General features: G+C 70.3%; 27 protein-coding genes, 1 tRNA gene and 1 riboswitch. Of the genes, 16 read left to right on the top strand and 12 right to left on the bottom strand.

Translation table 11 applies throughout. The features are described from left to right. Positions 1 to 233: 233 nt before the first annotated feature. From CCN37_RS13600 to CCN37_RS13580, 5 genes are all read left to right on the top strand, one after another. Positions 234 to 965 carry an SDR family oxidoreductase gene (locus tag CCN37_RS13600; RefSeq protein ID WP_210408005.1) on the top strand — a complete coding sequence of 244 codons (732 nt, stop codon included), beginning with the start codon at positions 234 to 236 and terminating at the stop codon, positions 963 to 965. Between the two features lie 7 nt (positions 966 to 972). Then, positions 973 to 1,419, top strand: coding sequence for a cupin domain-containing protein (locus CCN37_RS13595; RefSeq protein ID WP_086821115.1), 447 nt, complete (start codon positions 973 to 975; stop codon positions 1,417 to 1,419). 16 nt (positions 1,420 to 1,435) lie between these two features. After that, entirely contained in the window at positions 1,436 to 2,041 is a 606-nt protein-coding gene (locus CCN37_RS13590) for a TetR/AcrR family transcriptional regulator (protein WP_086821114.1), read from the top strand. A gap of 140 nt (positions 2,042 to 2,181) precedes the next feature. Further along, positions 2,182 to 2,832, top strand: coding sequence for a heme oxygenase (biliverdin-producing) (locus CCN37_RS13585; protein ID WP_086821113.1), 651 nt, complete (start codon positions 2,182 to 2,184; stop codon positions 2,830 to 2,832). A 45-nt stretch (positions 2,833 to 2,877) separates the two neighbouring features. After that, positions 2,878 to 3,417 carry a DUF3558 family protein gene (locus tag CCN37_RS13580; protein WP_086821112.1) on the top strand — a complete coding sequence of 180 codons (540 nt, stop codon included), beginning with the start codon at positions 2,878 to 2,880 and terminating at the stop codon, positions 3,415 to 3,417. On the opposite strand, the gene CCN37_RS13575 is transcribed toward CCN37_RS13580, so the two are convergent. Genes CCN37_RS13575 through CCN37_RS13560 form a run of 4 tightly spaced genes read right to left on the bottom strand, consistent with a single transcriptional unit; the run spans position 3,414 to position 7,017 of the window. After that, on the bottom strand, positions 3,414 to 3,644 hold the full coding sequence (locus CCN37_RS13575) for an RNA-binding S4 domain-containing protein (RefSeq protein WP_086821111.1): 231 nt from the start codon (positions 3,642 to 3,644) through the stop codon (positions 3,414 to 3,416). The genes CCN37_RS13580 and CCN37_RS13575 overlap by 4 nt on opposite strands. Before the next feature lie 8 nt (positions 3,645 to 3,652). After that, positions 3,653 to 4,399, bottom strand: a complete 747-nt coding sequence (locus CCN37_RS13570) for a succinate dehydrogenase/fumarate reductase iron-sulfur subunit (protein ID WP_086821110.1) — start codon at positions 4,397 to 4,399, stop codon at positions 3,653 to 3,655. Further along, the gene (locus tag CCN37_RS13565) at positions 4,396 to 6,324 is read right to left on the bottom strand and encodes a fumarate reductase/succinate dehydrogenase flavoprotein subunit (RefSeq protein WP_086821109.1); all 1,929 of its coding nucleotides are present in this window, start codon (positions 6,322 to 6,324) and stop codon (positions 4,396 to 4,398) included. The genes CCN37_RS13570 and CCN37_RS13565 overlap by 4 nt, the downstream gene beginning before the upstream one ends. After that, positions 6,325 to 7,017: a succinate dehydrogenase cytochrome b subunit gene (locus CCN37_RS13560; protein WP_086821108.1), complete on the bottom strand. Its 693-nt coding sequence runs from the start codon at positions 7,015 to 7,017 to the stop codon at positions 6,325 to 6,327. A gap of 78 nt (positions 7,018 to 7,095) precedes the next feature. Here CCN37_RS13560 and CCN37_RS13555 point away from each other — a divergent pair, with 78 nt between their 5' ends. Next, positions 7,096 to 8,025, top strand: coding sequence for a LysR family transcriptional regulator (locus CCN37_RS13555; protein ID WP_086821107.1), 930 nt, complete (start codon positions 7,096 to 7,098; stop codon positions 8,023 to 8,025). Here CCN37_RS13555 and trpS read toward each other — a convergent pair. Then, on the bottom strand, positions 8,022 to 9,041 hold the full coding sequence (trpS, locus tag CCN37_RS13550) for a tryptophan--tRNA ligase (protein ID WP_086821106.1): 1,020 nt from the start codon (positions 9,039 to 9,041) through the stop codon (positions 8,022 to 8,024). The genes CCN37_RS13555 and trpS overlap by 4 nt on opposite strands. Positions 9,042 to 9,424: 383 nt before the next feature. Between trpS and CCN37_RS13545 the strand changes: the two genes are divergently transcribed. Continuing rightward, positions 9,425 to 9,497, top strand: a tRNA-Leu gene (locus CCN37_RS13545). A gap of 48 nt (positions 9,498 to 9,545) precedes the next feature. On the opposite strand, the gene CCN37_RS13540 is transcribed toward CCN37_RS13545, so the two are convergent. Continuing rightward, positions 9,546 to 9,986, bottom strand: a complete 441-nt coding sequence (locus CCN37_RS13540; RefSeq protein WP_086821105.1) for a DoxX family protein — start codon at positions 9,984 to 9,986, stop codon at positions 9,546 to 9,548. Between the two features lie 30 nt (positions 9,987 to 10,016). Then, complete coding sequence (locus tag CCN37_RS13535) at positions 10,017 to 11,201, bottom strand: Cmx/CmrA family chloramphenicol efflux MFS transporter (RefSeq protein WP_086821104.1); 1,185 nt, start codon at positions 11,199 to 11,201, stop codon at positions 10,017 to 10,019. 215 nt (positions 11,202 to 11,416) lie between these two features. Here CCN37_RS13535 and CCN37_RS13530 point away from each other — a divergent pair, with 215 nt between their 5' ends. From CCN37_RS13530 to CCN37_RS13520, 3 genes are all read left to right on the top strand, one after another. Further along, entirely contained in the window at positions 11,417 to 12,283 is an 867-nt protein-coding gene (locus tag CCN37_RS13530; RefSeq protein WP_086821103.1) for an SDR family oxidoreductase, read from the top strand. Positions 12,284 to 12,309: 26 nt separating this feature from the next. After that, a riboswitch (ZMP/ZTP riboswitch) is annotated at positions 12,310 to 12,402 on the top strand. Between the two features lie 31 nt (positions 12,403 to 12,433). Beyond that, positions 12,434 to 13,279, top strand: coding sequence for a bifunctional 5,10-methylenetetrahydrofolate dehydrogenase/5,10-methenyltetrahydrofolate cyclohydrolase (locus CCN37_RS13525; protein ID WP_246843024.1), 846 nt, complete (start codon positions 12,434 to 12,436; stop codon positions 13,277 to 13,279). Positions 13,280 to 13,288: 9 nt separating this feature from the next. Beyond that, positions 13,289 to 13,777 carry a DinB family protein gene (locus CCN37_RS13520; protein ID WP_086821101.1) on the top strand — a complete coding sequence of 163 codons (489 nt, stop codon included), beginning with the start codon at positions 13,289 to 13,291 and terminating at the stop codon, positions 13,775 to 13,777. A 3-nt stretch (positions 13,778 to 13,780) separates the two neighbouring features. Here the strand turns inward: CCN37_RS13520 and CCN37_RS13515 are convergent, their stop codons facing one another. Together CCN37_RS13515 and CCN37_RS13510 are read right to left on the bottom strand one after the other, a co-directional pair. Continuing rightward, positions 13,781 to 14,611, bottom strand: a complete 831-nt coding sequence (locus CCN37_RS13515) for an aminoglycoside phosphotransferase family protein (protein WP_168200657.1) — start codon at positions 14,609 to 14,611, stop codon at positions 13,781 to 13,783. Beyond that, the gene (locus CCN37_RS13510; protein WP_086821099.1) at positions 14,608 to 16,290 is read right to left on the bottom strand and encodes an MOSC domain-containing protein; all 1,683 of its coding nucleotides are present in this window, start codon (positions 16,288 to 16,290) and stop codon (positions 14,608 to 14,610) included. Before CCN37_RS13510 ends, CCN37_RS13515 begins: the two co-directional genes overlap by 4 nt. Before the next feature lie 94 nt (positions 16,291 to 16,384). Between CCN37_RS13510 and CCN37_RS13505 the strand changes: the two genes are divergently transcribed. Next, a complete protein-coding gene (locus tag CCN37_RS13505; RefSeq protein ID WP_086821098.1) occupies positions 16,385 to 16,846 on the top strand; it encodes an Lrp/AsnC family transcriptional regulator in 462 nt (153 codons plus the stop codon). Here the strand turns inward: CCN37_RS13505 and CCN37_RS13500 are convergent. Both CCN37_RS13500 and CCN37_RS13495 read right to left on the bottom strand, forming a co-directional pair. Continuing rightward, on the bottom strand, positions 16,827 to 17,570 hold the full coding sequence (locus CCN37_RS13500) for a hypothetical protein (protein WP_086821118.1): 744 nt from the start codon (positions 17,568 to 17,570) through the stop codon (positions 16,827 to 16,829). The genes CCN37_RS13505 and CCN37_RS13500 overlap by 20 nt on opposite strands. 10 nt (positions 17,571 to 17,580) lie before the next feature. Then, positions 17,581 to 18,651 carry a hypothetical protein gene (locus tag CCN37_RS13495; protein ID WP_086821097.1) on the bottom strand — a complete coding sequence of 357 codons (1,071 nt, stop codon included), beginning with the start codon at positions 18,649 to 18,651 and terminating at the stop codon, positions 17,581 to 17,583. 227 nt (positions 18,652 to 18,878) lie between these two features. Between CCN37_RS13495 and CCN37_RS13490 the strand changes: the two genes are divergently transcribed. From CCN37_RS13490 to CCN37_RS13485, 3 genes are all read left to right on the top strand, one after another. Continuing rightward, positions 18,879 to 19,208: a hypothetical protein gene (locus CCN37_RS13490; RefSeq protein WP_086821096.1), complete on the top strand. Its 330-nt coding sequence runs from the start codon at positions 18,879 to 18,881 to the stop codon at positions 19,206 to 19,208. A gap of 131 nt (positions 19,209 to 19,339) precedes the next feature. Then, entirely contained in the window at positions 19,340 to 19,498 is a 159-nt protein-coding gene (locus CCN37_RS39830; RefSeq protein WP_168200656.1) for a hypothetical protein, read from the top strand. 82 nt (positions 19,499 to 19,580) lie between these two features. After that, positions 19,581 to 20,531, top strand: a complete 951-nt coding sequence (locus CCN37_RS13485) for an RNA polymerase sigma factor RpoD/SigA (protein WP_246843022.1) — start codon at positions 19,581 to 19,583, stop codon at positions 20,529 to 20,531. Here CCN37_RS13485 and CCN37_RS13480 read toward each other — a convergent pair. Next, positions 20,504 to 21,415: an ABC transporter ATP-binding protein gene (locus CCN37_RS13480; protein ID WP_086821095.1), complete on the bottom strand. Its 912-nt coding sequence runs from the start codon at positions 21,413 to 21,415 to the stop codon at positions 20,504 to 20,506. The genes CCN37_RS13485 and CCN37_RS13480 overlap by 28 nt on opposite strands. Before the next feature lie 84 nt (positions 21,416 to 21,499). Here CCN37_RS13480 and CCN37_RS13475 point away from each other — a divergent pair, with 84 nt between their 5' ends. Together CCN37_RS13475 and CCN37_RS42335 are read left to right on the top strand one after the other, a co-directional pair. After that, positions 21,500 to 21,976 carry a GbsR/MarR family transcriptional regulator gene (locus CCN37_RS13475; protein ID WP_086821094.1) on the top strand — a complete coding sequence of 159 codons (477 nt, stop codon included), beginning with the start codon at positions 21,500 to 21,502 and terminating at the stop codon, positions 21,974 to 21,976. A 96-nt stretch (positions 21,977 to 22,072) separates the two neighbouring features. Further along, complete coding sequence (locus tag CCN37_RS42335; RefSeq protein WP_086821093.1) at positions 22,073 to 24,076, top strand: AAA family ATPase; 2,004 nt, start codon at positions 22,073 to 22,075, stop codon at positions 24,074 to 24,076. Positions 24,077 to 24,207 lie beyond the last annotated feature (131 nt).

The raw sequence follows: 24,207 nt of genomic DNA, 5'->3' as shown, positions 1-24,207 counted from the left end.
TGGAACTGTCAGCCGACAGCGAAACTAGGTCGGCTTTACCTGGGGTGCGCGTGCCATACGCTCGTCCGCGTGGGCCGGGATTCCTCCCGTGCCCGCCCGGCTAATGAGGGCACGCGCAAGGGGCCCCAGGTCAAGCCGACCCCCGCGCTGGAACCAGCAGTTCCCCCGCTGGAAGACCAGCCGGTGCAAGCCGAAAGCCCAGCCATCCCCAACCAACCCCCATAATGACCACCGTGATCAACCTCAGCGGGCACCGCGTCCTCATCACCGGCGCGGGCGGCACGATCGGCGCGGGTATCGCGAGATGCTTCGCCACCGCCGGCGCAGAGGTGATCGCGCACTACCACCGCAGCGCGAGCACGGCACAGGCGCTCGCCGACGAGATCGGCGCCACGACGGCACGAGCGGACCTCACGGACCCCGCCGAGCAGCAGGCCATGCTCGACCGCGTCGGCCACGTCGACGTCCTCGTCAACAACGCCGCGACGCAGCAGGTCCTACCGCTCCGGGAAACCACGGCAGCGCAATGGAAAGAGATCGTCGAGACCAACCTCAACGCGGTCTTCGCGCTCACGCAGGCGGTCACCAGCACCATGATCCCGAAGCGGCGCGGCGTGATCATCACGATCGCCTCGGTCGAAGGCACGCACCCCGCGGAGGGCCACGCCGCCTACGCGACCACCAAGGCCGCGGTGATCATGCACACCAAGGCGACGGCGTTGGAGTACGGGCGCTTCGGCATCCGGTGCAACGCGGTCTCGCCGGGGCTCATCGGCCGCGAGGGGATCGAGGAGCAGTGGCCGGAAGGCGTCGCGAGGTGGCACGCGGCGGCTCCGCTGCACCGGCTGGGCGCGCCGAGGGACGTGGGCAACGCGTGCGTGTTCCTGGCCTCGCCGCTGGCGGAGTGGATCACGGGGCAGAATCTCGTTGTGGACGGCGGAGTGTCCACACACCCGACCTGGTAGGGGAAACGTGACGTACCACGAGATCGTCGAAGCGCTCGGGCTCCAGCCGCTGCCGGTGGAGGGCGGTTTCTGGGCGCAGACCTGGCTGAGCGAGGACTGCTCGGGCATCTACTACCTGATGACCGCGCAGGACTTCTCGGGGATGCACCGCCTGAAGCACCTGGAGATCTTCAGCTACCACGCGGGAGCCCCGGCGCAGATGGTGCTGCTGCACCCGGACGGCCGCGTGGAACGACCGGTGCTGGGGCCGGACCTGGCCGCCGGGCAACGCCCGCAGGTCGTGGTGCCGCCGGGGGTCTGGCAGGGCAGCCGCAGCACGGGCGAGTGGAGCCTGCTGGGCACGTTCATGTCGCCGCCGTACTCCGAGGACTCGGTGGACTTCGGCCGGGCCGACGAGCTGTCGGCGGCCCATCCCGAGCACGCCGAGGAGATCAGCGGGCTGTGCCGCTTCTGAGCGGTAGGCTGAACGCGTGCCGAAGATCATCGGGGGGTCCCTCGCCGCGCACCGGGAGCAGACCCGGCAGCGGATCTTCGAGGCGTTCGCGGGGCTGATGTACGAGCGCGGGTTCGACCGGATCACCCTGGCCGACATCGCCTCGGCGGCCGGGGTCGGGCGCACGGCCATGTACAACCACTTCCCGGACAAGGAAGCCCTGCTGGTCGCCTACGCGGCGGCGGAGACCGAGAGCTACGTGGTGCGCCTGCGCACCGCACTGTCCGAAGTGGACGATCCGGTGCGCAGGCTGGCCACCTACGTCCGCTTCCAGTTGCGCGAGGTCGCCGCGCAGCACCTCCCGCCGGGACCCGCGCTGCGCTCGCTGCTGCCGCAGTCGGCCTACGGCCAGCTGATCGAGCACGTGCGCGACCTGGAGCAGGAGCTGCGCGCGGTGCTGCGCGCCGGGATCGACCAGGGCTACCTGCCGGAGGCCGACGTCGACGGCCTGATCCCGCTGATCAACGCCTGCCTCTCCGGCGGCGCCGAGAACGCCGAGCTGACCACGCTCTTCGTCCTGCGCGCGGTGGGCGCCCGGCTGGCCGAGGACGGGTCCGCGCGCAAGCTGCCGCGCAGGCGCTGAGCCCATACCGTTCTGGGCCGCACCGTTCGGGGCCTTGCCACCCCTCCACCCGCAAGTTAGGTTTGCCTAACCAGGGCGAATTTCCTGACGCCTCGTCAGAATGATGTGACATACTGTCAGAACAAGCTGAGGAGGCGGGCATGGCGACCACGGAAGCGATGAGCTTCGCCGAGCTGATCAAGGAAGCCACGGACGAGGCGCACCGGCGGGCCGAGCGCACCCCGGTGATCGGCGCGCTGGCGGCGGGCACGCTGCCGGTCGAGGGCTACACGGCCATGGTCTCCCAGCACTACTTCTTCTACGAGGCGCTGGAGCGGGCCGCCGAGGTCATGCGCGCCGACCCGGTCGCGGGCCCCTTCGTGCACGACGAGCTGACCCGGCTGCCCTCGCTGGCCAGGGACCTCGCCGCGCTGATCGGCCCGGACTGGCGCGAGCGGATCACCCCCGGCCCGGCGACGCTGCGCTACTGCGAGCGCATCCACGAGGTGTGCTTCGACTGGGCGGGCGGGTTCGTCGCCCACCACTACACCCGCTACCTGGGTGATCTCTCCGGTGGGCAGATCCTGCGCACGCTGCTGGGCCGCCACCTCGGGCTGACCGAGGAGACCGGGCTGAGCTTCTACCGCTTCCCCGGCATCCCCAAGGCTCCGGTGTTCAAGGCGCACTACCGGCGGCTGCTGGACGAGGCGCCCTGGGACGCCGACGAGCAGCAGCGCATCGCCGCCGAGTCGCGGCTGGCCTTCGAGCTGAACACCGCGATCTTCGAGGAGCTCGGCGCGCGTTTCTGCTGACCGGTAGCCTCGCCCCCGCGAGTTCACCGACGAGAGGAACGTGCTGTGCGGGGACGGCTGTGGGTGTCACTGGTGGCGTTGACGCTGCTCACTGGCTGCGGTGGAGGCGGAGGCGACCAGTCGCCGTCCACCGCCTCTTCCGGGGACTCCGTCGCCGACTTCGGCGGGAAGCCGCTGGCCGTGGGCACCACCAAGCCGTGCTCGATGCTCACCGCGCAGCAGGCGGGAGACCTTGGCCTGGTGTCGGCCAGGTCTGACGCCTCCGGCTTCCCCCGCGAGGGCCGCCCCCAGACGCCGACCACCTGCTACTGGGCCGACAGCCAGGGCACCACGTTCGACCTCCAGGTGCACAAGGCCTCGGACGCCGTCAGGACCGTGCTCCGGGAGGGCGAGAAGGACGGCAAGATCAAGGGCTACCCGACCGGAGAGCTGGAGATCAACACCAAGTCCTGCCGCTACTACCTGGCGCCCGCCGACGACCACTACCTCGTCTTCCAGATCGTGGCCAACAACAAGCCCGAGGGCGCGTGCGCGCTCGGCCGCAAGGCCGCCGAGGTCGTGCTCGGCAACATCCCCGTCAGCTAGCCCAGGCGCGAGACCAGCCGGGCCTTCTCGCCGTGGACGAGCACCTCGACCACGTCGCCGTGCACCAGCTGCTTGCCGCGGCGCAGCTCCTCGCGGCCGTTGACCGTGACCTCACCGTCCTCGATCAGCGACCGCGCGCGCACCCCGTCCTCGGCCAGCCCGGCCAGCTTCAGGAACTGGCCGAGCCGGATGGACTCGTCGGAGATCTCCACCTCGCGGATGCTCATGCGCCCATCTAACGCCGGGGGCGCAGCGACGCGCGCAGCAGGTCCCGGTTGAGCCGCCCGATCGAGGACAGTGGAATGCCCTTGGGGCACACAGCTGTGCACTCGCCGGTGTTGGTGCAGCCGCCGAAGCCGAGGTCGTCGTGGGCCTGCACCATGTCGAGCACGCGGGAATCGCGCTCCGGCTGGCCCTGCGGGAGCACCCCGAGGTGGGTGATCTTCGCGGCGGTGAACAGCATCGCGGAGCCGTTGGGGCAGGCGGCGACGCATGCCCCGCAGCCGATGCACGCGGCGGACTCGAAGGCGGTGTCGGCGTCCGGTTTGGGCACGGCGACGGCGTGCGCGTCCGGGGCGCTGCCGGTCGGAGCGCTGACGTAGCCACCCGCCTCGATGATCCGGTCGAAGGCGGAGCGGTCCACCACGAGGTCCTTGACGACCGGGAAGGGCTTGGCGCGCCAGGGTTCGATGGTGATCGTGGCGCCGTCGGCGAAGTGCCGCATGTGCAGCTGGCAGGCGGTGGTCGCGCGCTCCGGCCCGTGCGCGACGCCGTTGATCATCATGCCGCACATGCCGCAGATGCCCTCGCGGCAGTCGTGGTCGAAGGCCACCGGCTCCTCGCCCGCGAGGATCAGGTCCTCGTTGAGCACGTCCAGCATCTCCAGGAAGGACATGTCCTCGGAGACGTCGTCGAGCCGGTAGTCGACGAGCTGCCCGTCATCCTGTGTGGACTGTCGCCAGATCCGCAGTGTCAGTCTCACTTGTAACTCCGTTGCGTGGGCTCGACGTGGTCGAAGGTCAGCTGCTCGCGGTGCAGCACTGGTGGAGTCGCGTACTCCCACGCGGCCACGTAGGAGAAGTCCGCGTCATCGCGCATCGCCTCCCCGTCTGGCGTCTGGCTCTCGGCGCGGAAGTGCCCGCCGCAGGACTCGGTGCGGTGCAACGCGTCCACGCACATCAGCTCGGCCAGCTCGAAGAAGTCCGCGACGCGGCCGGCCTTCTCCAGCGACTGGTTCAGCCCCTCACCGCTGCCGGGCACCTTGACCCGGCGCCAGAACTCCTCGCGCAGCGCGGGAATCAGCTCCAGCGCCTTGCGCAGCCCTTCCTCGGTGCGTTCCATCCCGCAGTGCTCCCACATGATGTGGCCCAGCTCGCGGTGGAAGGAGTCGACCGTGCGGTCGCCGTTCACCAGCAGCAGCGCGGTGATCCGGTCCACCACCTCCGACACGGCCGCGGCGACCTCCGGGTGCGCGGTGTCGACCGTCTCGAAAGGACCGTCCGCGAGGTAGTCGCCGATCGTGTTGGGCAGCACGAAGTACCCGTCGGCCAGCCCCTGCATCAGCGCGCTCGCGCCGAGCCGGTTCGCGCCGTGGTCGGAGAAGTTGGCCTCGCCGATCACGAACAGCCCGGGGACGGTGCTGCGCAGGTCGTAGTCCACCCACAGCCCGCCCATCGTGTAGTGCACGGCGGGGTAGATCCGCATCGGCACCTCGTACGGGTCCTCGCCGGTGATGCGCTGGTACATCTCGAAGAGGTTGCCGTACTTGGCTTCCACGGCCGCGCGCCCGAGCCGCCGGATCGCGTCGGCGAAGTCCAGGTACACGCCGAGCCCGCCGGGTCCGACACCGCGTCCCTCGTCGCACACGTGCTTGGCCGCGCGGGACGCGATGTCACGCGGAACCAGGTTCCCGAAGCTCGGGTAGATCCTTTCGAGGTAGTAGTCGCGCTCGGACTCGGGAACGTCGTTGGCGGCGCGTGCGTCCCCGCCGACCTTGGGCACCCACACGCGGCCGTCGTTGCGCAGGGACTCGCTCATCAGGGTCAGCTTCGACTGGTGCTCGCCGCTGACCGGGATGCACGTCGGGTGGATCTGCGTGTAGCACGGGTTCGCCATCAGCGCCCCGCGCCGATGCGCCCGCCAGATCGCGGTCGTGTTGCAGCCCTTGGCGTTCGTCGACAGGTAGAAGGCGTTGCCGTATCCGCCGGTCGCGAGCACGACCGCGTCGGCGAAGTGCGTGGAGACCTCGCCGGTGACCATGTCCCGCACGACGATCCCGCGCGCCCGGCCGTCGACGACGATCAGGTCCAGCATCTCCGTGCGCGGGTGCATCTCCACCCGCCCGGCGGCGATCTGACGCGCCAACGCCTGGTAGGCGCCGAGCAACAGTTGCTGCCCGGTCTGTCCTCGCGCGTAGAACGTGCGCGACACCTGCGCTCCGCCGAAGGACCGAGTGTCAAGCAGGCCGCCGTACTCGCGGGCGAACGGGACGCCCTGCGCGACGCACTGGTCGATGATCTCCACGCTGATCTGCGCGAGTCTGTACACATTGGACTCGCGGGCGCGGAAGTCACCACCCTTCACCGTGTCGTAGAACAGCCGGTAGACGCTGTCGCCGTCGTTGCGGTAGTTCTTCGCGGCGTTGATGCCGCCCTGCGCTGCGATGCTGTGCGCGCGGCGCGGGCTGTCCTGGTAGCAGAAGGACTTCACGTTGTAGCCCAGCTCGCCGAGTGTCGCGGCGGCCGATCCCCCGGCGAGCCCGGTGCCGACGACGATCACCGTCAGCTTGCGCTTGTTCGCCGGATTGACCAGCTTCGCGCCGAATCTCCTTCTGTCCCAACGCGTTTCGATCGGCCCATCGGGAGCCTTCTCGTCCCGGATCGGCGTGCCCTCGACATAGAAGTCCATCTACCTCACCAGCCCGAAGAGAACGGCGAACGGAACCGACAGGTACCCGACGCAGAGCACCACGGCGAAGCCGAGCGCGGCGGTCTGCACGACTCGCGCACTGGTCACGCCGAGCGTCTGCAACGCGCTCCAGATGCCGTGCCGGATGTGCAGTCCCAGAGCCACAACCGCGACCGTGTAGGCCAGCGTCACGTACCAGAGCTGGAAATCAGCCGTGACGTTGCGGTAGATCTCGCCGTGCACGCCGTGCGGGTTGAGCACGCCGGCCGTCAGGTCCAGCAGGTGGTAGACCACGAACAGCACGATGATCACGCCACCCCAGCGCATGGTGCGCGCGGCGTAGCTGCCCTGCACCGGCCTGCGGGAGCGGTAGTGCTCCGGGCGGGCGGCGCGGGCACGGCGGGCGAGCTGGATGGCGGCGGTCATGTGCAGCACGACCATCACGACCAGGCCGATCCGCAGCACCCACAGCACGCCCTCGTTGCCCAGCAGGGCGGAACCGATCGAGCGCAGCCAGCGGCCGTAGCCGTCGATCGACTCCGGGCCGAGGAAGACCTTCAGATTGCCGACCATGTGCGCGACGACGAAACCCAGCAGCGCAACGCCGGAGACGGCCATCACGGCCTTCTTGCCGACCGTTGATCGCCACAAGGCGCCGATGCCTCGGGATGTGGTGGTGGTGGTTCGGGACACGCCCCCGACGCTAGGAGCGGAGCTTTCGATAAGTCCAATACATCGTCAGACTCATCTCGATAGCCCTAAGCTATGGAAATGACGTTGCAGCAGCTCAGGTACTTCCTCGCGGTGGCCAGGACCCGGCACTTCACCAGGGCCGCCGAGGAGGCCGGTGTGGCGCAACCCTCACTCAGCAAGCAGGTCCGCGCGCTGGAGGAGGAGCTGGGCGCGGAGCTGTTCACCCGGCTGCGCGGCAACATCGCGCTCACGGCGGCGGGGGAAGCGCTGCTGCCGATCGCCGAGCGCATCCTGTCCGATGTGGACACCGCGAGCCTCGAAGTCGGCGAGCTGGCCGGACTGCGGCGCGGGCGGGTGCGGGTCGGGGCGCCGCCGAGCCTGTGCGCGAGCATCTTCGCTGACGTGCTGCGCCGCTTCCACGACAGCTACCCCGGCATCCGGCTGATCGTCGAGGAAGGCGGCTCGCAGGACCTCGTCGGCGCGCTGAACCGGGGCGAGCTGGACCTGGCGCTGGTGATCGCCGCCGAACCCCGCGCACCCGGGCCGCTGGCCACCACGCCGATCCTGCGCGAGGACCTGGTGGTGGCCTCCCCCGCCTCGGCGCCCCCACCGACCCGGCGCCGCCACCTGCGCCTGGCCGAGCTGCGCGAGCGCCCGCTGGTGATGTTCCGCCAGGGATACGACCTGCGCCAGGTCACCCTGGAGGCGTGCCACCGCGAGGGTTTCGAGCCGGTGTTCGCGGTGGAGGGCGGCGAGATGGACGCCGTGCTGCGCTTCGTCGAGGCCGGGCTCGGCCTGGCGATCGTGCCCAGCATGGTGCTCGCCGCGCGCCCCTCACTGCGCGGAACCCCGTTGGCGCCACCGGGAATGAGCCGCACCATCGCACTCGCCCAGCGCGCCGACACCACGCCGACCAACGCGGGCCGGGCGTTTCGAGCGACGCTGCTGGACCACTTCACCACGACGGCGGGCACGCTCCCGCCCGGCGTCCACCCCCTGCTCACCTAGTACACCGTGCGCATCGCCCGCTTCACCTCCGCGAGCGTGGAGTCCGCGATCTCGTTGGCGCGCGCGTTGCCCACGCGCAGCACCTGGCGGAGGTAGCCGCGATCCCCTGCCAGCTCGGCACGTCGGGCCCGGATCGGCGCGAAGAAGTCGTTCACCGCCGTCGTGACGGCCCGCTTCAACGCCGCCGCGCCGCCGGAGCCGATCTCCTCGGCGACCTCGTGCGGGTCGCGGTCCTGGCACAGTGCGGCCAGGAGCACGAGGCTGGAGACCTCGGGGCGGCGCTGCGGCTCGTAGGTGATGTGCCGCTCAGCATCGGTCTTCGCGCCCTTTACCAGCCGCGCGGTCTCGTCGGCGGTGGCGGACAGGGAGATCGCGTTGCCTCGGCTCTTGCTCATCTTCGTGCCATCGGTGCCCAGCAGCAGCGGCGCCGCCGACAGCATGGGCGCGGGCTCCGGGAAGACCTTGCCGTAGCGGTCGTTGAAGCGCCTGGCGATGGTCCTGGTCAGCTCCAGGTGCGGCAGCTGGTCCTGGCCGACGGGCACGAGATTCGCCTTGCAGAACAGGATGTCCGCCGCCTGGTGCGCGGGGTAGGTGAACATCAGCCCGCTCACGGAGGCCTGCCGCGAGTGCGCGATCTCGTCCTTGACGGTGGGGTTGCGGCTCAGCTCGGAGGCGGAGACCAGGCTCAGGAACGGCAGCAGCAGCTGGTTGAGCGCGGGCACGGCGCTGTGCGTGAACACGGTGCCGCGCCCGGGGTCGAAGCCGACCGCGAGGTAGTCCAGCACCAGGTCCTCGACGTGCTCGGGCAGCCGTTCGGCGAGGTCCCGATCGGTCAGCACCTGGTAGTCGGCGATGATCAGCATCACCTCGACGCCGAGGCGTTGCAGGCGGATGCGGTTGTGCAGCGTGCCGAAGTAGTGCCCGAGGTGCAGCCGACCGGTCGGCCGGTCCCCGGTGAGCACGCGGAAGCTCGACGGCGTCTCGACGACGGACTGTTCCAGCAGCGCGCTGGTCATGGTGTTCTCCTGTCAGTGGTGGGGCCGCGGATGACGGCCGCACCCCTTGTCAGGGAACGAAAAAGGGCCGTTCATCCGAACGGCCCATGTCGTGCGCGAAGGGGTGCCGCTCCTAAGTGGAGCGCCACCAGCCGAGACGCGCGCTGCTAAGCATGGTCAGAGAGTACACCGGGAAAACCCGTTGCGGTCCACCGCTCGCCGTGGCGATGATGGCCACACACACCGAGCGAGAAGGAGACAGTCATGAACATCAAGCACCTTCTGTCGCTCGTGCTGCTGCCCTCGGCGGCCTCCTCGACCTGACCACTGCGCCAGCTCGTGGAAGCCGCCCACCGGAATCCCGGTCAGGGCGGTTTTTCTTTTCCCGGCAAGCAGAACCGCACGCCCCCGTAGCCCAACGGCAGAGGCACCGCGTTCAGGACGCGGCCAGTCCAGGTTCGAATCCTGGTGGGGGCACAGCGAAAGGCCCGGGGCGACGAGCGTCACCCCGGGCCTCTCCCGTGCTCAACGCCGCGAGCGGCGCAGGTTGTCCAGGGCCAGCGCGCCCGGCCCGAACACCGCGATCAGCAGGAACACCCAGCTGTAGATCGCGGACAGCTCACCCATGTTCTCCAGCGGGTGCAGGCCCATCGGCTGGTGCACCACGAAGTAGGCGTAGGCCATCACCCCGGAGCAGAGCACCGCCGCGTACCTGGTGAACAGCCCGATCAGGATCAGCGCGCCGCCGACCATCTCGATCACCCCGGCGTAGTAGCCCGGCCACTGGCCGAAGGGCGTCGCGGCGCCAGCGCCGTCGACCCCGCCGAACCACCCGAAGGTGCCTTGGCCGCCGTGGCTGACGAACAGGAAGGACGCCACGACGCGCACGGCCGCCAGCACGCCCGCCTCCAGCTTGGCCTTGCTGATCAGAGGGGCGTTGACCCGGGCAGTGGTGTTGACAGCCATGACGTGTCCTCCTGGTTCGTGTCCTCGCTTCTACTGGTGCGTCGAACGGGCCGGACGCGGATCGACACCTCCCCGGAACTTCTTGACGGAATTTTTCGGACCGAGCGCGAACACGCCCAGCGCCAAGATCATCATCACCGCGCTGACCCACACCGGGGACCGCCACCCCAGCCCGGCGTCGATGGCCAGCCCGCCGAACCACGGGCCCACCGTGTTGCCGACGTTGAACGCGGCGGTGCTGAACCCGCCCGCCAGGGTCGGCGCGAACCCGGCCAGGTAGAAGACCCGCGAGGTCAGCACGGGTGCGATGCCGAAGGCGAGCAGTCCCTGGAGGAACACCAGCCCCACCGCCACCACGGCGTTGCCCGCGGTCAGCGCCAGCGCCGCCCAGCCGAGCGCGAGCGCGACCATCCCGGCTCCGAGCACGGTCAGCGGCCTCGCGTCGGCGATGCGCCCGCCCACCGTGATCCCGATGAACGACCCGACGCCGAAGAGCACCAACGTGCCCGGCACCCATCCTTCTCCGAGCCCGGCGACCTCCGTCACCAACGGAGCCAGGTAGGTGAACGTGCAGAACGTCGCGCCCTGCACCAGCGCGTTGAGTGCGTACGCGACGAGCAACGGCTTGCTGAACAGCGGCTTCAGCTCGATGCGCGCAACGGGCTCGGGCGTGCTCTTCGGCAACGTCGCGAGCACGGCGATCACGGACACCGCGGACAACACCGCCACCGCCCAGAAGGCAGCGCGCCAGCCGAGGTGCTGTCCGAGGAAGGCTCCTCCCGGCACTCCGGCGACGCAGGCGAGCGTGGTGCCGCCGACCACCACCGACATGGCGCGGGCCTTGGCGTTCTCCCCAGCCATGCTGATCGCGGCGACGGCGGCGACCGCCCAGAACCCGGCGCACGCGAGCGCGCCGAGCACGCGGGTCACCATCAGCAGCGCGTAGTCGGAGGACAGCGCCCCGACCACGTGCACGACGGCGAAGACGACGAGGAACGCGCCGAGCGCGCGGCGGCGCTCCCAGCGCATGGTCAGCACGGCCAGCGGCGGACCGCCGAGCACCATGCCGATGGCGAACGCCGAGGTCAGCATCCCCGCGTCGGGGATGGAGACCACGAGGTCCGTCGCGATGGCGGGCACGAGGCCCGACAGCATGAATTCGGACGTGCTGATGGCGAAGACCGCCACCCCTAGCACGTAGACGGCGAAGGGCATGACGAAATGACTCCCTGCTTTTGCGGATTCAAACCCGGAAAAGGACCGCGGGAGCTCAGAAAGAAGTGAAGGAGGGTCGACCGCGGTCCACGACGCGGCGATCCGGTGGGTGTCACGAAGCAGCCACCGGACTACCGGTGGCTAGGCTCTGTTGGCCTCGGGGCTCGACACGCGGAAAACGCTAGCAGACCGTGTCGAGTCCTTAAGCTGGGCGCATGACCCGAGTTCTGATCACCGGCGCCAGCGGACTCCTCGGCACGGCAGTGCGCCAGCAGCTCGAAAGCGCCGGGCACACCGTGATTCCCTGCCACCACAACAAGAACTCCGGCGGCGAGCACCTGGACGTCACCAGCGCCGAGTCCGTCGCTGAGGTCTTCGGCCGCGCCGAGCCCGAGGTCGTCGTGCACTGCGCCGCCATCCCCGACGTCGCGCAGTGCGAGAAGGACCCCGAGCGCGCGCACCTGGTCAACGTCGTCGGCACCGAGCTCGTCACCGCGCACGCGACGCGCGTCGGCGCTCGCGTGCTGCACGTGTCCACCGACTGGGTCTTCGCGGGCGACGGCGACGGCGGCTACCGCGAGACCGATTCCCCCACGCCCGCCCAGGAGTACGGCCGCTCCAAGCTCGCCGCCGAGAAAGCAGCGGGTTCGGCGCTCATCGTCCGCGTCCCGCTCCTCTACGGCCTCAGCGCCGAACCGCGCCCCACCTGGCCCGCCCAGGTCCTGACCAAGCTCGCGCGCGGCGAGGAGGTCCGCACCGATGACGAGGAGATCCGCCAGCCCGCGCTCGTCGACGATGTCGCCCGCTGTTTCGCCGAGCTGATCTCCTTGGGCGTCAACGGAATCGTCCACATCGCCCCGGCGGAGCAGCACACCAAGCTCGCCTGGTCCCACCTGCTCGCCGAAGCCGTCGGCGCCCCGGCCGAGCTGATCCGCCGCGCCCCGCGCCCCGAGTGGCCGACCCGCCCGCTGCGCGCCACCCTCCGCGCCGACCGCCTCACCGAGTTGGGCGTGCGACCGCCGCGCGGCGCCGCCGAGGTCGCCGCCACCCACCGCGCGCAGCTCGCCGACCTGCTGACCTGACACGCCGAGCAGAACGCGTAAGCTCACCGTCGGGCCGTGACTGGCGCTGAAGGTGGGTCACCACCGGGGAGCGGCCCGACCGGTCACACCGGTCCCAGCCGCGCGCCTGGGTGAGCGAAGCGATGACCCACGCCACCCCAGGGAGCCCCCGTGACCAGTCGGAACATGCCAGGCACCGATCTCGCCGCGACGATCGTCAAGGCCACCGCCGAGCGCGCCGCCGAGTTCGAGCGGCTGACCGGTGCCAAGCCGTGCCTGGCGACGGTGATCGTCGGTGACGACCCGGCGTCGGTGACCTACGTGAAGATGAAGCGCAACCGCTGCGCCAAGGCCGGGATCACCTCGCGGCACGTGCCGCTGCCGGAGCAGACCACCACGGAGCAGCTCGTCGCGGCGGTGCGCGAGCTGTCCGAGGACCCGTCGGTGCACGGAATCCTGTTGCAGCACCCCGTTCCCGCGCACATCGACGAGCGCGCGGCGTTCGAGGCGATCGCGCCGGGCAAGGACGTGGACGGCGTGACGATGCACTCGTTCGCGGCGATGTCCTTCGGGGAGCCGGGGTTCGCCTCGTGCACGCCGGGCGGGATCATGCGGCTGCTCGAGGACTACGGCGTGGAGCCCAGGGGCAAGCACGCGGTGGTCATCGGCCGCAGCCCAATCCTGGGCAAGCCCGCCGCGATGCTGTTGCTGGCCAAGGACGCCACGGTGACGGTGTGCCACTCGCGCACGCAGGACCTGCCGTCGATCGTGCGCACGGCGGACATCGTGGTGGCCGCGGTCGGCAAGCCGGAGTTCGTCAAGGGCGACTGGATCAAGCCGGGCGCGGTGGTGATCGACGCGGGCTACAACGAGGGCAACGTGGGCGATGTCGCCTACGCCGAGGCGCTCCCGCACGCGTCGCTGATCACCCCGGTGCCCGGCGGTGTCGGCCCGACCACGATCGCGCTGCTGCTGGAGCAGACGGTGAACGCGGCGTTCGCGGCCGCTGCCTCGTAGTCTTCGGGCATGGACGACGAGCCCGAGATCACGTTGGGGGACCCCGCCGAGCTGTTGGCGGGGTACCTCGACTTCTACCGCTCCGAGGTGCTGCGCAAGATCGACGGCCTGGGCGAGGCCGAGCTGCGGTCCTCGCGCGTGCCCTCGGGCTGGACGCCGATCGGCCTGGTCAACCACCTCGCGCACATGGAGCGGCGGTGGCTGCGCTGGGGATTCCTGGCCGAGCAGGTGGACAGCCCGTGGGGCGACAGCGGGAACTGGACGCCGGAGAAGCCGACCGCCGAGGTGCTGGCGTTCTTCCACGAGCAGTGCGCGCGCTCCCGCGAGATCGCCGCGAGCGCGGAGCTGACCGAGCTGGCGCGGGCGGGCGGCCGGTTCTCCGAGGACGACCGCCCCACCCTGGGCTGGATCTTGTTCCACGTGCTCCAGGAGTACGCGCGGCACGCCGGGCACCTCGACATCTCGCGCGAACTCACCGACGGCTCAGTCGACGACTGATCGTCACCGCTGCGCCAGCTCCACCAGGAAGTCGCGCTGCGCGCCCGGTCGCAGGGTCGCGGCGACGATGACGGCGGCGGCGGAGCACCACGCCAGCAACCGCTCTCCATCCACATAGGACAGTTCGGCGGTGATCCCGGCGATGCGCCCCTCCAGCTCCTCAAGGGAGGCGACCCCGGGGGCCAGCGCCCAGTCGACGAGGTCGAAGGTGACGTCGCCGATCGTCGGGCGCGGGTCGATCGCGACCAGCCCGTGCGGTCCGCGCAGCACGTTGCGCCCGTGCAGGTCACCGTGCACGAGCCCCTGAACGCCGCCCTCGGTGAGCTCGATCCCCTTGCCGGTCAACGGCTCCAGCTCCGGAGCGCGCCGCACGGTCAGCTCCGCCATGAAGCGCACGCGGTCCGCGAGGTGCGGTAGCCCGACCGGCAGGTCGACGTCCTCGTGCAGTGATCGGATCACCTCGAACGGGATCAGCTCGGGCTCGTCCTCGATCATGGTCCCGGGCGCGATGGCGGGCAGCAGCAGCGCGCCCGCGTCGACGTCGGCGTCGAGCACGTCCACCATGTGCGGCGATCGCCGCCAGGCGCGCAGAGCGATCAGCTCGGTCGCGGCGACCTCGCGGTCTGGGGTGAGCTTCAGGAACGCGCGCGAACCGTCCTCGCGGCGGCAGCGGAACACGCGCGAGGTCCCACCGACCGCGATGGCGTGTTCGACGGTGAGGTCCCATCGCGCGCACAGCGATTCGACGAGTGCGGGCAGTGCGTCCAGCCACTCCCCCGCCGAAGGTCCGAACCTGAGTGTGAACTTGCGCCGAATCGAGTCATCCACCGTCACGCGTCGATAGTCACATCGCTGGTCGGAACGGAGCAACACAAAAGGACTCGGTCCCGCGCGGGTCTCAGTACCGGATCGCTGAGGTAGGCGGTCGAGCCACCGCTCAGCCGCTGCACGCACGTGTCACAGGCCCCCGCGCGGCAGCTCGCCGGAACGCTCACCCCGGCCTGCTCAGCGAGTTCCAACAGGGTGCCGCACTCCGCCCTCCACTGCGCCTCAACCCCACTGCCGGCGAACAGCACGCGGAACGGCCCTGGCGATGGCGGTGGCGTCCGCCCACCCGAGGACGCCAGCGGCGAGACGAACACCTCCTGGCGCACACGCGAATCCGGAACCCCTGACGAGACAAGGGCTTCACGCATCGCGCGCATGAACTCGACCGGACCGCACAGGAACACCGAACTCGTCGGATCAGCCGCAGCAGCAACGGTTTCCGCGTCCAATCGATGAGGGCTCCGGAACAACCGAGCACTGGGGAGCAGCCCCAGAGCCTCAGCCCACAGCGCCGGGGACTCCTCGCGCGCCGCGTGCAGCAACGTGACCGGTCGCTCCCCCGCCGCGCGGATCATCGGAAGCATCTGCGTGATCCCGATTCCCGCGCTCACCAACAACAACGGCGAAGGCTCGGAGTCCAGGACCACGTGCCCGAACGGCCCGGTGATCACCAGCTCGTCGACGTCGGAGTGCAGCGAACTGGACATCACGCCGTCGCGCTTCACGCTGATCCGGAGCTGGTCCCCGTCGACGGCGGAGATCGTGTAAGCCCGCCACCGTCCACTGTGGTGGATGCGGATGTGCTGCCCGGCAAGCGGTTCCGCTCGAACACCGGCGAGCGGGTCGGTCAGCCACAAGCTCGTCACCGATGGGCTCTCCACCACCCGCCGCGCCACGCGAGCCGGACGCGGCCACTGCGCCGCGGGCGGGGCGTTGTAGGGCTCGGTGCCCGCGCGAGCGGCTTCAGGAGCAGGCCCGAGGTCGACGATCGAGTCGCCCGGCGCGACACGTCCACCGACGACGACGCGCGCGTACACACCGCAGTAGATGTGCCCGAAGTCCCGCGCCAGCAAGGCGGGCACATTGGTGACCTCCTCGCCGGTGACCGGGTGCACCGACGTGGTCGAACAGCGGTCGATCGGCCGCAGCACCTCCAGCTCGACCTCCCCGATCCGGACGCGCCTGCCGACGAGGCCGAACTCCGCCCACGGCGCCAGCTCGGACACGTAGAGGTTGGCGCGGAAGGACAGCGGGTCGATGCCGTGCCCCAACGCCGCGATCGTCGCAGTGTTGATCAACGACACCGAAGCGTCGGGGTAGTCCCAGTACCCGTTGCCCGCGCGCACCAGACGCGGCGTCGCACCGGGAAACCACTCCGCCAGCGCGGAGGAGGCGTGCGAGAGATCGTCCAGCGGGAACGACACCGGCGCGCCGCCGGGGCGGCTCATCGAGAGCGCGCTGCCGTCGAAGTCCACGCCGAACAGCGGGAGCCCCTGGTACGGCCCGGTGCGCACGAACGCGTGGCACGAGGTCCACGCGCCGCCTTCGGCCACGTCCTGACCGCCGTGCGCGACGGCGAGCTGCCGGTCGAAGGGCACCCCGCGCCCGGGCAGCAGCGCCGCCTCAGGCAACTCCTGCCCGGCGAAGCCCTTCACCGGATACCGATACACCCCGTCGAGCCGCATGACTGGAAATCCTAGAGACCGGCCACGCGGTTCGGGCGCGTCAACGACCTGCACAACGCGGCCGAACCGCGCGCTGAGCGCCTATCGTGCGGTTATGCAGATCGACGACGTGGACCGGGCGATCCTGGCCATCCTCCAGCGCAACGGCCGGACCATCGCCGAGGACATCGGCGCCGAGGTCGGCCTGTCCGCGGCGGCCGTGCAACGCCGGATCAAGCGGCTGCGCGAGAACGGCACGATCAGCCGCGAGGTCGCCGTGCTCGACCCGCGCGCGCTCGGCCAGGAGATGACGTTCGTGGTGCTGGTCGAACTGGAGCGGGAGCGCGCGCACCTGCTCGACGAGCTGCGGCGGCGCTTCCTGGAGGAGGAGCACGTGCAGCAGTGCTACTGCGTCACCGGGCAGATCGACTTCGTGCTGGTGATCAGCGCGCGGGACATGGCCGAGTTCGACGCGGTCACCCGGCGCGTGCTCTTCGACAACCCCACGGTGCGGCGCTTCACCACCAACGTCGTGCTGGACCGGGTGAAGGTCGGCCTCACCGTGCCGATCGGCTGAGCCGTTCCAGCGGGCCGGCGATCCGCTCCGCGAGCGCGGCGTCGACCAGCTCCGCCTCGATCAGCAGCGCGTCGGTCGCGACACCGAACGCCCGCCACAGCTCGGAGATCTCCAACGACCGCACGAGCGCGCCGGACACGACCTCGGTCGCGGTGGTGGGCAGCCGGTCCATCCCCCGGCCCTGGCTCGCGGGCAGCTCGTGGCGCAGGCACGCCAACGCCAGCGCGTGGTCGCGCACGCCGCTGATCATGTACTCCGCCCGCCACACGCGACCCCGCTCGATGCTCGACCTGGCGTGCAGCGCGTAGAGCCAGCCCATGCCCACCAGCGACACCGGATCGGCGGTAGCGGTCGGAGGCTGCTCCCGCGCCTCGCCGAAGACGAGGCGGAACGTGGGCGCCAGCGCGCCGAACTCCGCCTCCGGAGCGAACGCGATGTCCACCTGCAACGTGTTGTCCAGCAAGAAAACCCGGTACACCGTCGAGCGGAACACCACGTCGGTGTGGTGCGCCGCGCCGTGCTCGCGGTACATCAGCTCGGTCCAGTCGGAGAGCACCGCGCCCTGGTCACCGGAGACCCCGAACGCGAGGTCGACGTCGGACCACTGGTCCTCCGCGCCCACCGACGCCGAGCCCGTCAGCGCCGCGCCGGTGATCCGCGCGTCCACCCGAGCGGCCTCGATCAGCTTGTCCCGCAAGCGGTCTCGTTCCTCGACAGTGAACATGACCGCCACCCTAGGCGAGCAACCGCTCCATCTCCGCTACGGGCAGCGAGGGGTTGGCCGCCGCGGCGCGGGCAGCCCGGACATCGGCGCCGCGAACGAAGTCCACAATGGACTCGACCGGGAGAGCGCGCTGTGCGGCCAAAGCGCGCAGCACCTTCAGCTTCGCGCCCTTGAGCAGCGCGGCCACCAGGTCGCCCGGCAAGTCCGGCCGGTACGCGAGCAGCGCCCGCACCTGCGGCACCGGCGAAGCGGCGAGCACGTGCAGCTCGGCCGTCGTGGCCCGCGCGATCCTGGGCAGCAGCACCGGCCCGACGCGCACGTTCGGCACGATGCGTTCAAGTGCGCCCAGCTCGATGGCGGGGTTGTGGACGAGGCGTTGCAGCAGCCAGCGGTCATCGCTCAGCGCCAGCCGGGCGACCAGAGCCCTCCCGCGCTCCGTTTCGGCCAGCGCGGGATTGGCGGCCACGTCCCGTTGCGCGCCGGGCAGGGAGTCCTCCGCAAGCCGCTCGTAGGCGTCGACGGGCAGATCGGTCCGGCGTGCGAGCGCCCACCGGACGTGGACGCCCGTGTGCTCCAGCCAGGGCAGCAGCACCTCGACAGGCGTGCCCGGATTCTCCGCGAGCGCGATGTGCGTCTCTTCGTCGTCGTTCTCCGCCAGGACCGCGAGCACGGCCGAGGGCAGGTGGTGGTTGCGCGCCAGCGCCTTGAGGAGCTCGGGGCGCGCGTCCCGCATCAGTTCCGCCACCACCTCGGCGGACAGCGGCTGGCACGCCGCGGCCGAGGTGAGCACGTCGACATCCGGGTCTCGGGCAAGCGCTTCGACGGCCGCCGCGCCGATGCCCGGCCAGCACGCCAACCGCATGCGGACCAGCGGATCGGGGTCGACGAGCATCGCGGCGGGATCTTCGACAGAAGCTCTACCAGCGAGAACGTGCTCCAGGTCGGCCGTGAGGTCCGCACGCCGGGCCAGCTCCGCGCTCAACTCGTCGTCCGCGTCGGCCACGAACCGGGCCAGGAGCGCGGGCGGGAGCGCGGGGTTGGCCGCGAGCCCCGACAGGACCTCCGTGTGCACCAGTCGCATGGGGGAAGCTTTCCCACACCGGTCACGCTGCGCAATCGATTTGCCCGAGCCACTAAATCGATTACAGCATCGATCAAGGCATCGATACAGGAACGTCCACAGTGGACGCGATGAGCGACTGTCCCTGTCCCGCAAGCGATCTCGCGCGCGCTGCGACGCATGGCTGGCACGCGCGATCACTGAGACCGACGATGGCGCGGCGACGTTCTGGCGCTTACCGTGAGCACATGTCACAACACGCCACGGCGGCCTCCATCGATTACTTCCTCCAGGTGGAGCGCGCCGTACTGGACCACGCGATCCTGGTGGAACGACTCGACCTCGGGGCCGACCACCGCGCGGACGCCGTCCGGATGGACCTCGCCGGCAGCTCCGTCGCGGCCTGCTGGACCGCGCGCGCCGGCTGGTCGGTGGCGGTTCGCTCGTCCTTCGACGTGGACGCCGAACCCACCGACCACCAGTACCTGAGCGCCGCGCCCGCGCAGACCCCGCCGTCCCCGGTCGTGGTCGCGAAGTTCATCGCGGAGAACTACCGGGCACACCCTCTTGGCAAGTAGGGATTCCCCTGCGGAGTCAAGTTGTTTCCCAACGAGTGGTACATCGAAACGATGACGACTCTGGTGGCGATCACCACTGTGTAGGGACACTCACACCCCACGCCGGCGACGGCGGGGAAGGAGGAAGAACCATGGGAAGCACAACCGCACGAAGGCAGAGCGTCGTGCCGTTCCCGCGCGGTGCGGAGGCTCCGGCCGACACGCACAACACCGCGGTCTGGGCGCGCTGGTCCTGGCTCGGCGACGAGCCGAGGGAGACCGAACCGCACATCGTGCGCGGATCGGACTGACCGACAGGGATCTGGTTGCCTCCGCCCGAACCGGGTAGCCAGTGGAGAAGATCGTTCTCCACAGCGACCGGAGGTGACCGTCGTGAACGAGGTGTCCGCTCGTCGGCGGCAGGAACCTCGCCTCGCGGGCGAGGAACCCGACCTGATGCGGCAGTACCTCAACCAGATCGCCGCTACACCACTGCTCACCGCCGAGCAGGAGGTGTGGTTGGCCCGGAGGATCGAAGCCGGCGTCTACGCAAGGCACCTGCTCGACGAAGGCGCGCACCGGGGCCGCGCGCCCGAGCTGGAGCTGGTCGCGAAGGACGGGGCTGAGGCAAAGGCGCACATGATCCGCGCGAACCTGCGGCTCGTGGTCGCCACCGCGAAGAAGTACGCACGACGCGGCGTACCCGTGCTGGACGTGGTTCAGGAAGGCAACCTCGGCCTGATCCGCGCGGTGGAGAAGTTCGACTACACAAAGGGTTTCAAGTTCTCCACCTACGGCACGTGGTGGATTCGCCAGGCCATCGACAGGGGCCTGGCCGAACAGGGCCGGACGATCCGGCTGCCCGTGCACGTCATCGAGACGCTGTCGAAGCTGGCGAAGGTCGAGCGCGCGCTCCAGGCGAGCCTGGACCGCGAACCCAGCGCCCAGGAGGTCGCGATCGCGGCCGAGGTGCCCGTGCACAAGGTGATCGAGATGCGCCGCGTGGGCCGCGAGTCGCTGAGCCTGGACAGCCTGGTGGGCACCGACGGGGAGACCCGGGTGGGTGATCTCATCCAGGACACCGAGGTGCTCTCCGCGCCCGACGTGCTGGAGTACCGGGCGCTGGCCAACGAGCTGCGCGCGGTCATCGACCAGCTGCCGCCGCGCGAGGCGCTGATCATCACGCTGCGGTACGGCCTCAACGACGGCCACCAGCGCACGCTCCAGGAGATCGCCGACCGGCTCGGGCTGACCAGGGAACGCATCCGCCAACTGGAGAAGGAAGCGATGCGGCGGCTGCGCGATCCCCAGCGGCATCACACGCTGCTGGACTGGGCGAGCTGATCCTGTTCCGTGGAGTAGTGGCGCAGGAAAAGCTCCTCCAGCGTGGGCGGCTGGCTCGTCAGCGCCCGCACGCCCGCGCCCGACAGCAGGCCGAGCACCGTGCCCAGCGCGGCCGTGTCGACCTGGCACCTGAGTCGACCGCCGTCGACGACGAGCCCGTGCACACCCTCCACAGTGGACAGATCGATCGGCCGGTCCAGCTCCGCGGTCACGGAGGTCCGCGTCAGGTGGCGCAGCTCGGCGAGCGTGCCGGACTCGACCGTTCGACCGTCCCGGACGATGCTCACGCGGTCGCACAGCGCCTCGACCTCGGCGAGCACGTGACTGGACAGCAGCACGGTCCGCCCGGCGCGGCGCTCTTCGGCGACGCACTCGCGGAAAACCTCCTCCATCAACGGGTCCAGCCCCGATGTGGGCTCGTCGAGGATGAGCAGTTCCACGTCCGAGGCCAGCGCGGCGACGAGGGCGACCTTCTGCCGGTTGCCCTTCGAGTACGCGCGCCCGGCCTTGCGCGGGTCCAGGGCGAAACGGTCGAGCAGGTCGTCGCGGCGCCGGGGGGCGAGCTCGCCGCGCAGCTGCCCGAGCAGGTCGATCACCTCACCGCCGGTCAGGTTCGGCCACAACGTCACATCGCCCGGCACGTACGCCAACCGCCGGTGCAGCTCGGTGGAATCGCGCCAGGGGTCACCGCCGAGCAGGCTCACCTCGCCAGCGTCCTTGCGCAGCAACCCCAACAGCACGCGGATCGTCGTGGACTTGCCCGCGCCGTTGGGACCGAGGAAGCCGTGCACCTCACCGGTCCGCACCGTCAGGTCCAGCCCGTCAAGCGCGCGGGTCGTGCCGAAGCTCTTGACCAGCCCGGACACCGAGATCGCCGTTGCCATGACACTCAAAGTACACGGTATTCACAAATTAGTGAACATAGTGACATGGGTAAACTCCTCCCATCCCACCGACCTGGAGGCGAGATGAGCGCGGTGCCCGACGAGGAGCTGGCCTCGTTCATCGAGCGGTCGGCGGCGATGTTCGCCGACGTGGGCTGGCCGAGGATGCCCGCGCGGGTGTTCATCGCGTTGCTGGTCAGCGACTCCGGCAAGCTCACCGCGGCCGAGCTGGCCGAGATGCTGCGCGTGTCGCCCGCCGCGATCTCCGGCGCGGTGCGCTACCTCAGCGACACCCAGCTGGCGGTGCGCGACCGCGAGCCCGGCACGCGCCGCGACCACTACCAGGTGTCCGGCCCGATGTGGCAGCAGACGATGCTCAGCCGCCAGCAGCTGATGAAGCGCTGGGCGGACGCGCTGGCCGAGGGCATAGACGTGCTCGGCGAAGGCACCCCGGCGGGCACGCGGATGGCCGAGACGCTGGCGTTCTTCCGCTTCATGGAGGCCGAGACGCCGTCCCTGCTCGCGAAGTGGCGGGAGCGCCGGACCGAAAAGAGCGATTAGCGCGATCGAGGAATCGAACGCTATAGTCGACCCCGCATGCGCACAATAAGATCGGGAGTGAATATCTCTCCCGATTGTAAGGCAAAAGGGGGCCGGTTGTCAACCGTATCGAATGCGCCGGAAACGAGCGACAGCGTCGCGCTCGCCGAGGAGCAGGACTACGTCACACGGCTGTACGACCGCTTCGACATCCTGCGTGAGCAGGCACAACAGTTCCTCTCCTCGGCGCTGCGGCAGATCCCGGACTCCGAGCAGGCGCACACGGAGAGAAATGCCGCGACCAGGATGCACACCGAACAACTCGCGCAGTACGCCGCCGCCGAGACCGGACTGTGCTTCGGCAAGCTGGAATTCACCGACGACACCGACCGCTATATCGGGTTGATCGGCATTCTCGACGAGGACAACGACTACGAGCCGCTGCTGGTGGACTGGCGGGCCCCCGCCGCGCGGCCGTTCTACGTGGCGACCGGCGCGACCACCGAGGGCGTCCGGCTCCGCAGGCACCTGCGCATCCGCAAGCGCACGGTGATCGGCGTCGACGACGAGCTGCTGGACCTCTCCGGGGTGGAGGACGCCGACGGGGTGACCGGCGAGACCGCGCTGCTGGCCGCGCTCAACGCCAAGCGCACGGGGCGGATGACCGACATCGTCCGCACCATCCAGGCCGAGCAGGACAACGTCATCCGCTCGCCGCTGCACGGGGTGCTGGTCGTGCAGGGCGGGCCGGGCACCGGCAAGACGGCCGTCGCGCTGCACCGGGCCGCGTACCTGCTCTACACCCACCGCGACCAACTGGCCAAGCGCGGCGTGCTCGTGGTCGGCCCGAACCCGGCGTTCCTCGACTACGTCTCCCAGGTGCTGCCCTCGCTGGGCGAGACCGGGGTGCTGATGGCCACCGTCGGCGACCTCTTCCCCGACGTCCGGCCGAGGCTGACCGAGCCCGACGGGGCCGCCGCGGTCAAGGGCCACCCCGGCATGGTCGAGGCGCTGGCCAAGGCCGTCGCCGACCGGCAGCGCGTGCCCGACGAGCCGATGGAGATCGTCTTCGAGCGCGAGACGCTGCTGCTGCGCCCCGAGGCCGTCGAGCGCGCGAAGGCGGCGGCGCTGCGGCTGGGCACGCTGCACAACCGCGCCGAGCCGACGTTCAGCGCGGCGATCGTGCAGGAGCTGACCCGGATCGTGGCGAACAACCTGGGCGCTGACCTGCTGGAGGCGGGCGACCTCGCCGACATCGCCAGGGAGCTGCGCGAGGAGCCCGACGTCATCGCGGCGCTGGACTGGCTGTGGCCGGTGATGTCGCCGCAGCGGCTGCTCAAGGAGCTCTACGCCTCGCCGGAGCTGCTGGAGTCGGCCCTGTCGGTGCCTGAGCTGCCGCACCTGTCCGCGGACGAGCGCGCCTTGCTGCACCGGCCGGAGCACTACGGCTGGACGCCCGCCGACGTGCCGCTGCTGGACGAGGCGATGGAGCTGCTCGGCGAGGACGACCGCGCGGCCAAGGCGCTCGCGGAGCGCAAGCGCCAGGAGCGGCTGGAGTTCGCCGAGGGCGTCGTGGACATCATGCGCATCGACGAGGAGGTCGCCGACGAGGACGTGCTCATGGCGATGAACATGATCACCGCCGACCACCTGGCCGAGCGGCACGAGCGCTCCAGCAACCTGACCACCGCCGAGCGCGCCGCGCAGGACCGCACCTGGACCTTCGGGCACGTGATCGTGGACGAGGCCCAGGAGCTGTCGGCGATGGCGTGGCGGCTGCTGATGCGGCGGGCGCCGTCGCGGTCGATGACCCTCGTGGGTGACGTCGCCCAGACCGGTGACCTCGCGGGCGCGGAGTCCTGGGAGCAGGTCCTCGCCCCGCACATGGCCGACCGCTGGCGGATGGCGGAGCTGACGGTCAACTACCGCACCCCCGCCGAGATCATGGACGTGGCCGGCGCGGTCCTGCGCGAGCTGGGCACCTCGGTCAGCGAGGCGAAGTCCGTGCGCAGCACCGGTGTCGCGCCGTGGAGCCGCCAGGTGTCCGCCGCCGAGCTGCCCGCGCGCCTGGCGGAGCTGGTGGAGCGACACCGGTGCTGCGCACGGACTTCGCCTCGCTGACCGAGGTGCCCAGCTCGCGCAGGACCGCGCCGGCCACGTCCATGATCTCGGCGGGGGTGCGGTAGTTGACCGTCAGCTCCGCCATCCGCCAGCGGTCGGCCATGTGCGGGGCGAGGACATGCTCCCAGGAC

Origin of the sequence: Allokutzneria sp. NRRL B-24872 (assembly GCF_002155965.1) — a bacterium.
Classification (GTDB): Bacteria; Actinomycetota; Actinomycetes; order Mycobacteriales; family Pseudonocardiaceae; genus Allokutzneria.
This window is presented reverse-complemented; position numbering and strand designations above follow the sequence as displayed.

Excerpts from the sequence above, each read along its gene's own strand:
- CCN37_RS13585 (WP_086821113.1), top strand. The coding sequence starts at position 2,182 with ATGGCGACCACGGAAGCGATGAGCTTCGCCGAGCTGATCAAGGAAGCC.
- CCN37_RS13575 (WP_086821111.1), bottom strand. The coding sequence starts at position 3,644 with ATGAGCATCCGCGAGGTGGAGATCTCCGACGAGTCCATCCGGCTCGGC.
- CCN37_RS13565 (WP_086821109.1), bottom strand. The coding sequence starts at position 6,324 with ATGGACTTCTATGTCGAGGGCACGCCGATCCGGGACGAGAAGGCTCCC.
- CCN37_RS13555 (WP_086821107.1), top strand. The coding sequence starts at position 7,096 with ATGACGTTGCAGCAGCTCAGGTACTTCCTCGCGGTGGCCAGGACCCGG.
- trpS (WP_086821106.1), bottom strand. The coding sequence starts at position 9,041 with ATGACCAGCGCGCTGCTGGAACAGTCCGTCGTCGAGACGCCGTCGAGC.
- CCN37_RS13540 (WP_086821105.1), bottom strand. The coding sequence starts at position 9,986 with ATGGCTGTCAACACCACTGCCCGGGTCAACGCCCCTCTGATCAGCAAG.
- CCN37_RS13535 (WP_086821104.1), bottom strand. The coding sequence starts at position 11,201 with ATGCCCTTCGCCGTCTACGTGCTAGGGGTGGCGGTCTTCGCCATCAGC.
- CCN37_RS13530 (WP_086821103.1), top strand. The coding sequence starts at position 11,417 with ATGACCCGAGTTCTGATCACCGGCGCCAGCGGACTCCTCGGCACGGCA.
- CCN37_RS13520 (WP_086821101.1), top strand. The coding sequence starts at position 13,289 with ATGGACGACGAGCCCGAGATCACGTTGGGGGACCCCGCCGAGCTGTTG.
- CCN37_RS13510 (WP_086821099.1), bottom strand. The coding sequence starts at position 16,290 with ATGCGGCTCGACGGGGTGTATCGGTATCCGGTGAAGGGCTTCGCCGGG.
- CCN37_RS13505 (WP_086821098.1), top strand. The coding sequence starts at position 16,385 with ATGCAGATCGACGACGTGGACCGGGCGATCCTGGCCATCCTCCAGCGC.
- CCN37_RS13500 (WP_086821118.1), bottom strand. The coding sequence starts at position 17,570 with ATGTTCACTGTCGAGGAACGAGACCGCTTGCGGGACAAGCTGATCGAG.
- CCN37_RS13495 (WP_086821097.1), bottom strand. The coding sequence starts at position 18,651 with ATGCGACTGGTGCACACGGAGGTCCTGTCGGGGCTCGCGGCCAACCCC.
- CCN37_RS13490 (WP_086821096.1), top strand. The coding sequence starts at position 18,879 with ATGTCACAACACGCCACGGCGGCCTCCATCGATTACTTCCTCCAGGTG.
- CCN37_RS39830 (WP_168200656.1), top strand. The coding sequence starts at position 19,340 with ATGGGAAGCACAACCGCACGAAGGCAGAGCGTCGTGCCGTTCCCGCGC.
- CCN37_RS13480 (WP_086821095.1), bottom strand. The coding sequence starts at position 21,415 with ATGGCAACGGCGATCTCGGTGTCCGGGCTGGTCAAGAGCTTCGGCACG.
- CCN37_RS13475 (WP_086821094.1), top strand. The coding sequence starts at position 21,500 with ATGAGCGCGGTGCCCGACGAGGAGCTGGCCTCGTTCATCGAGCGGTCG.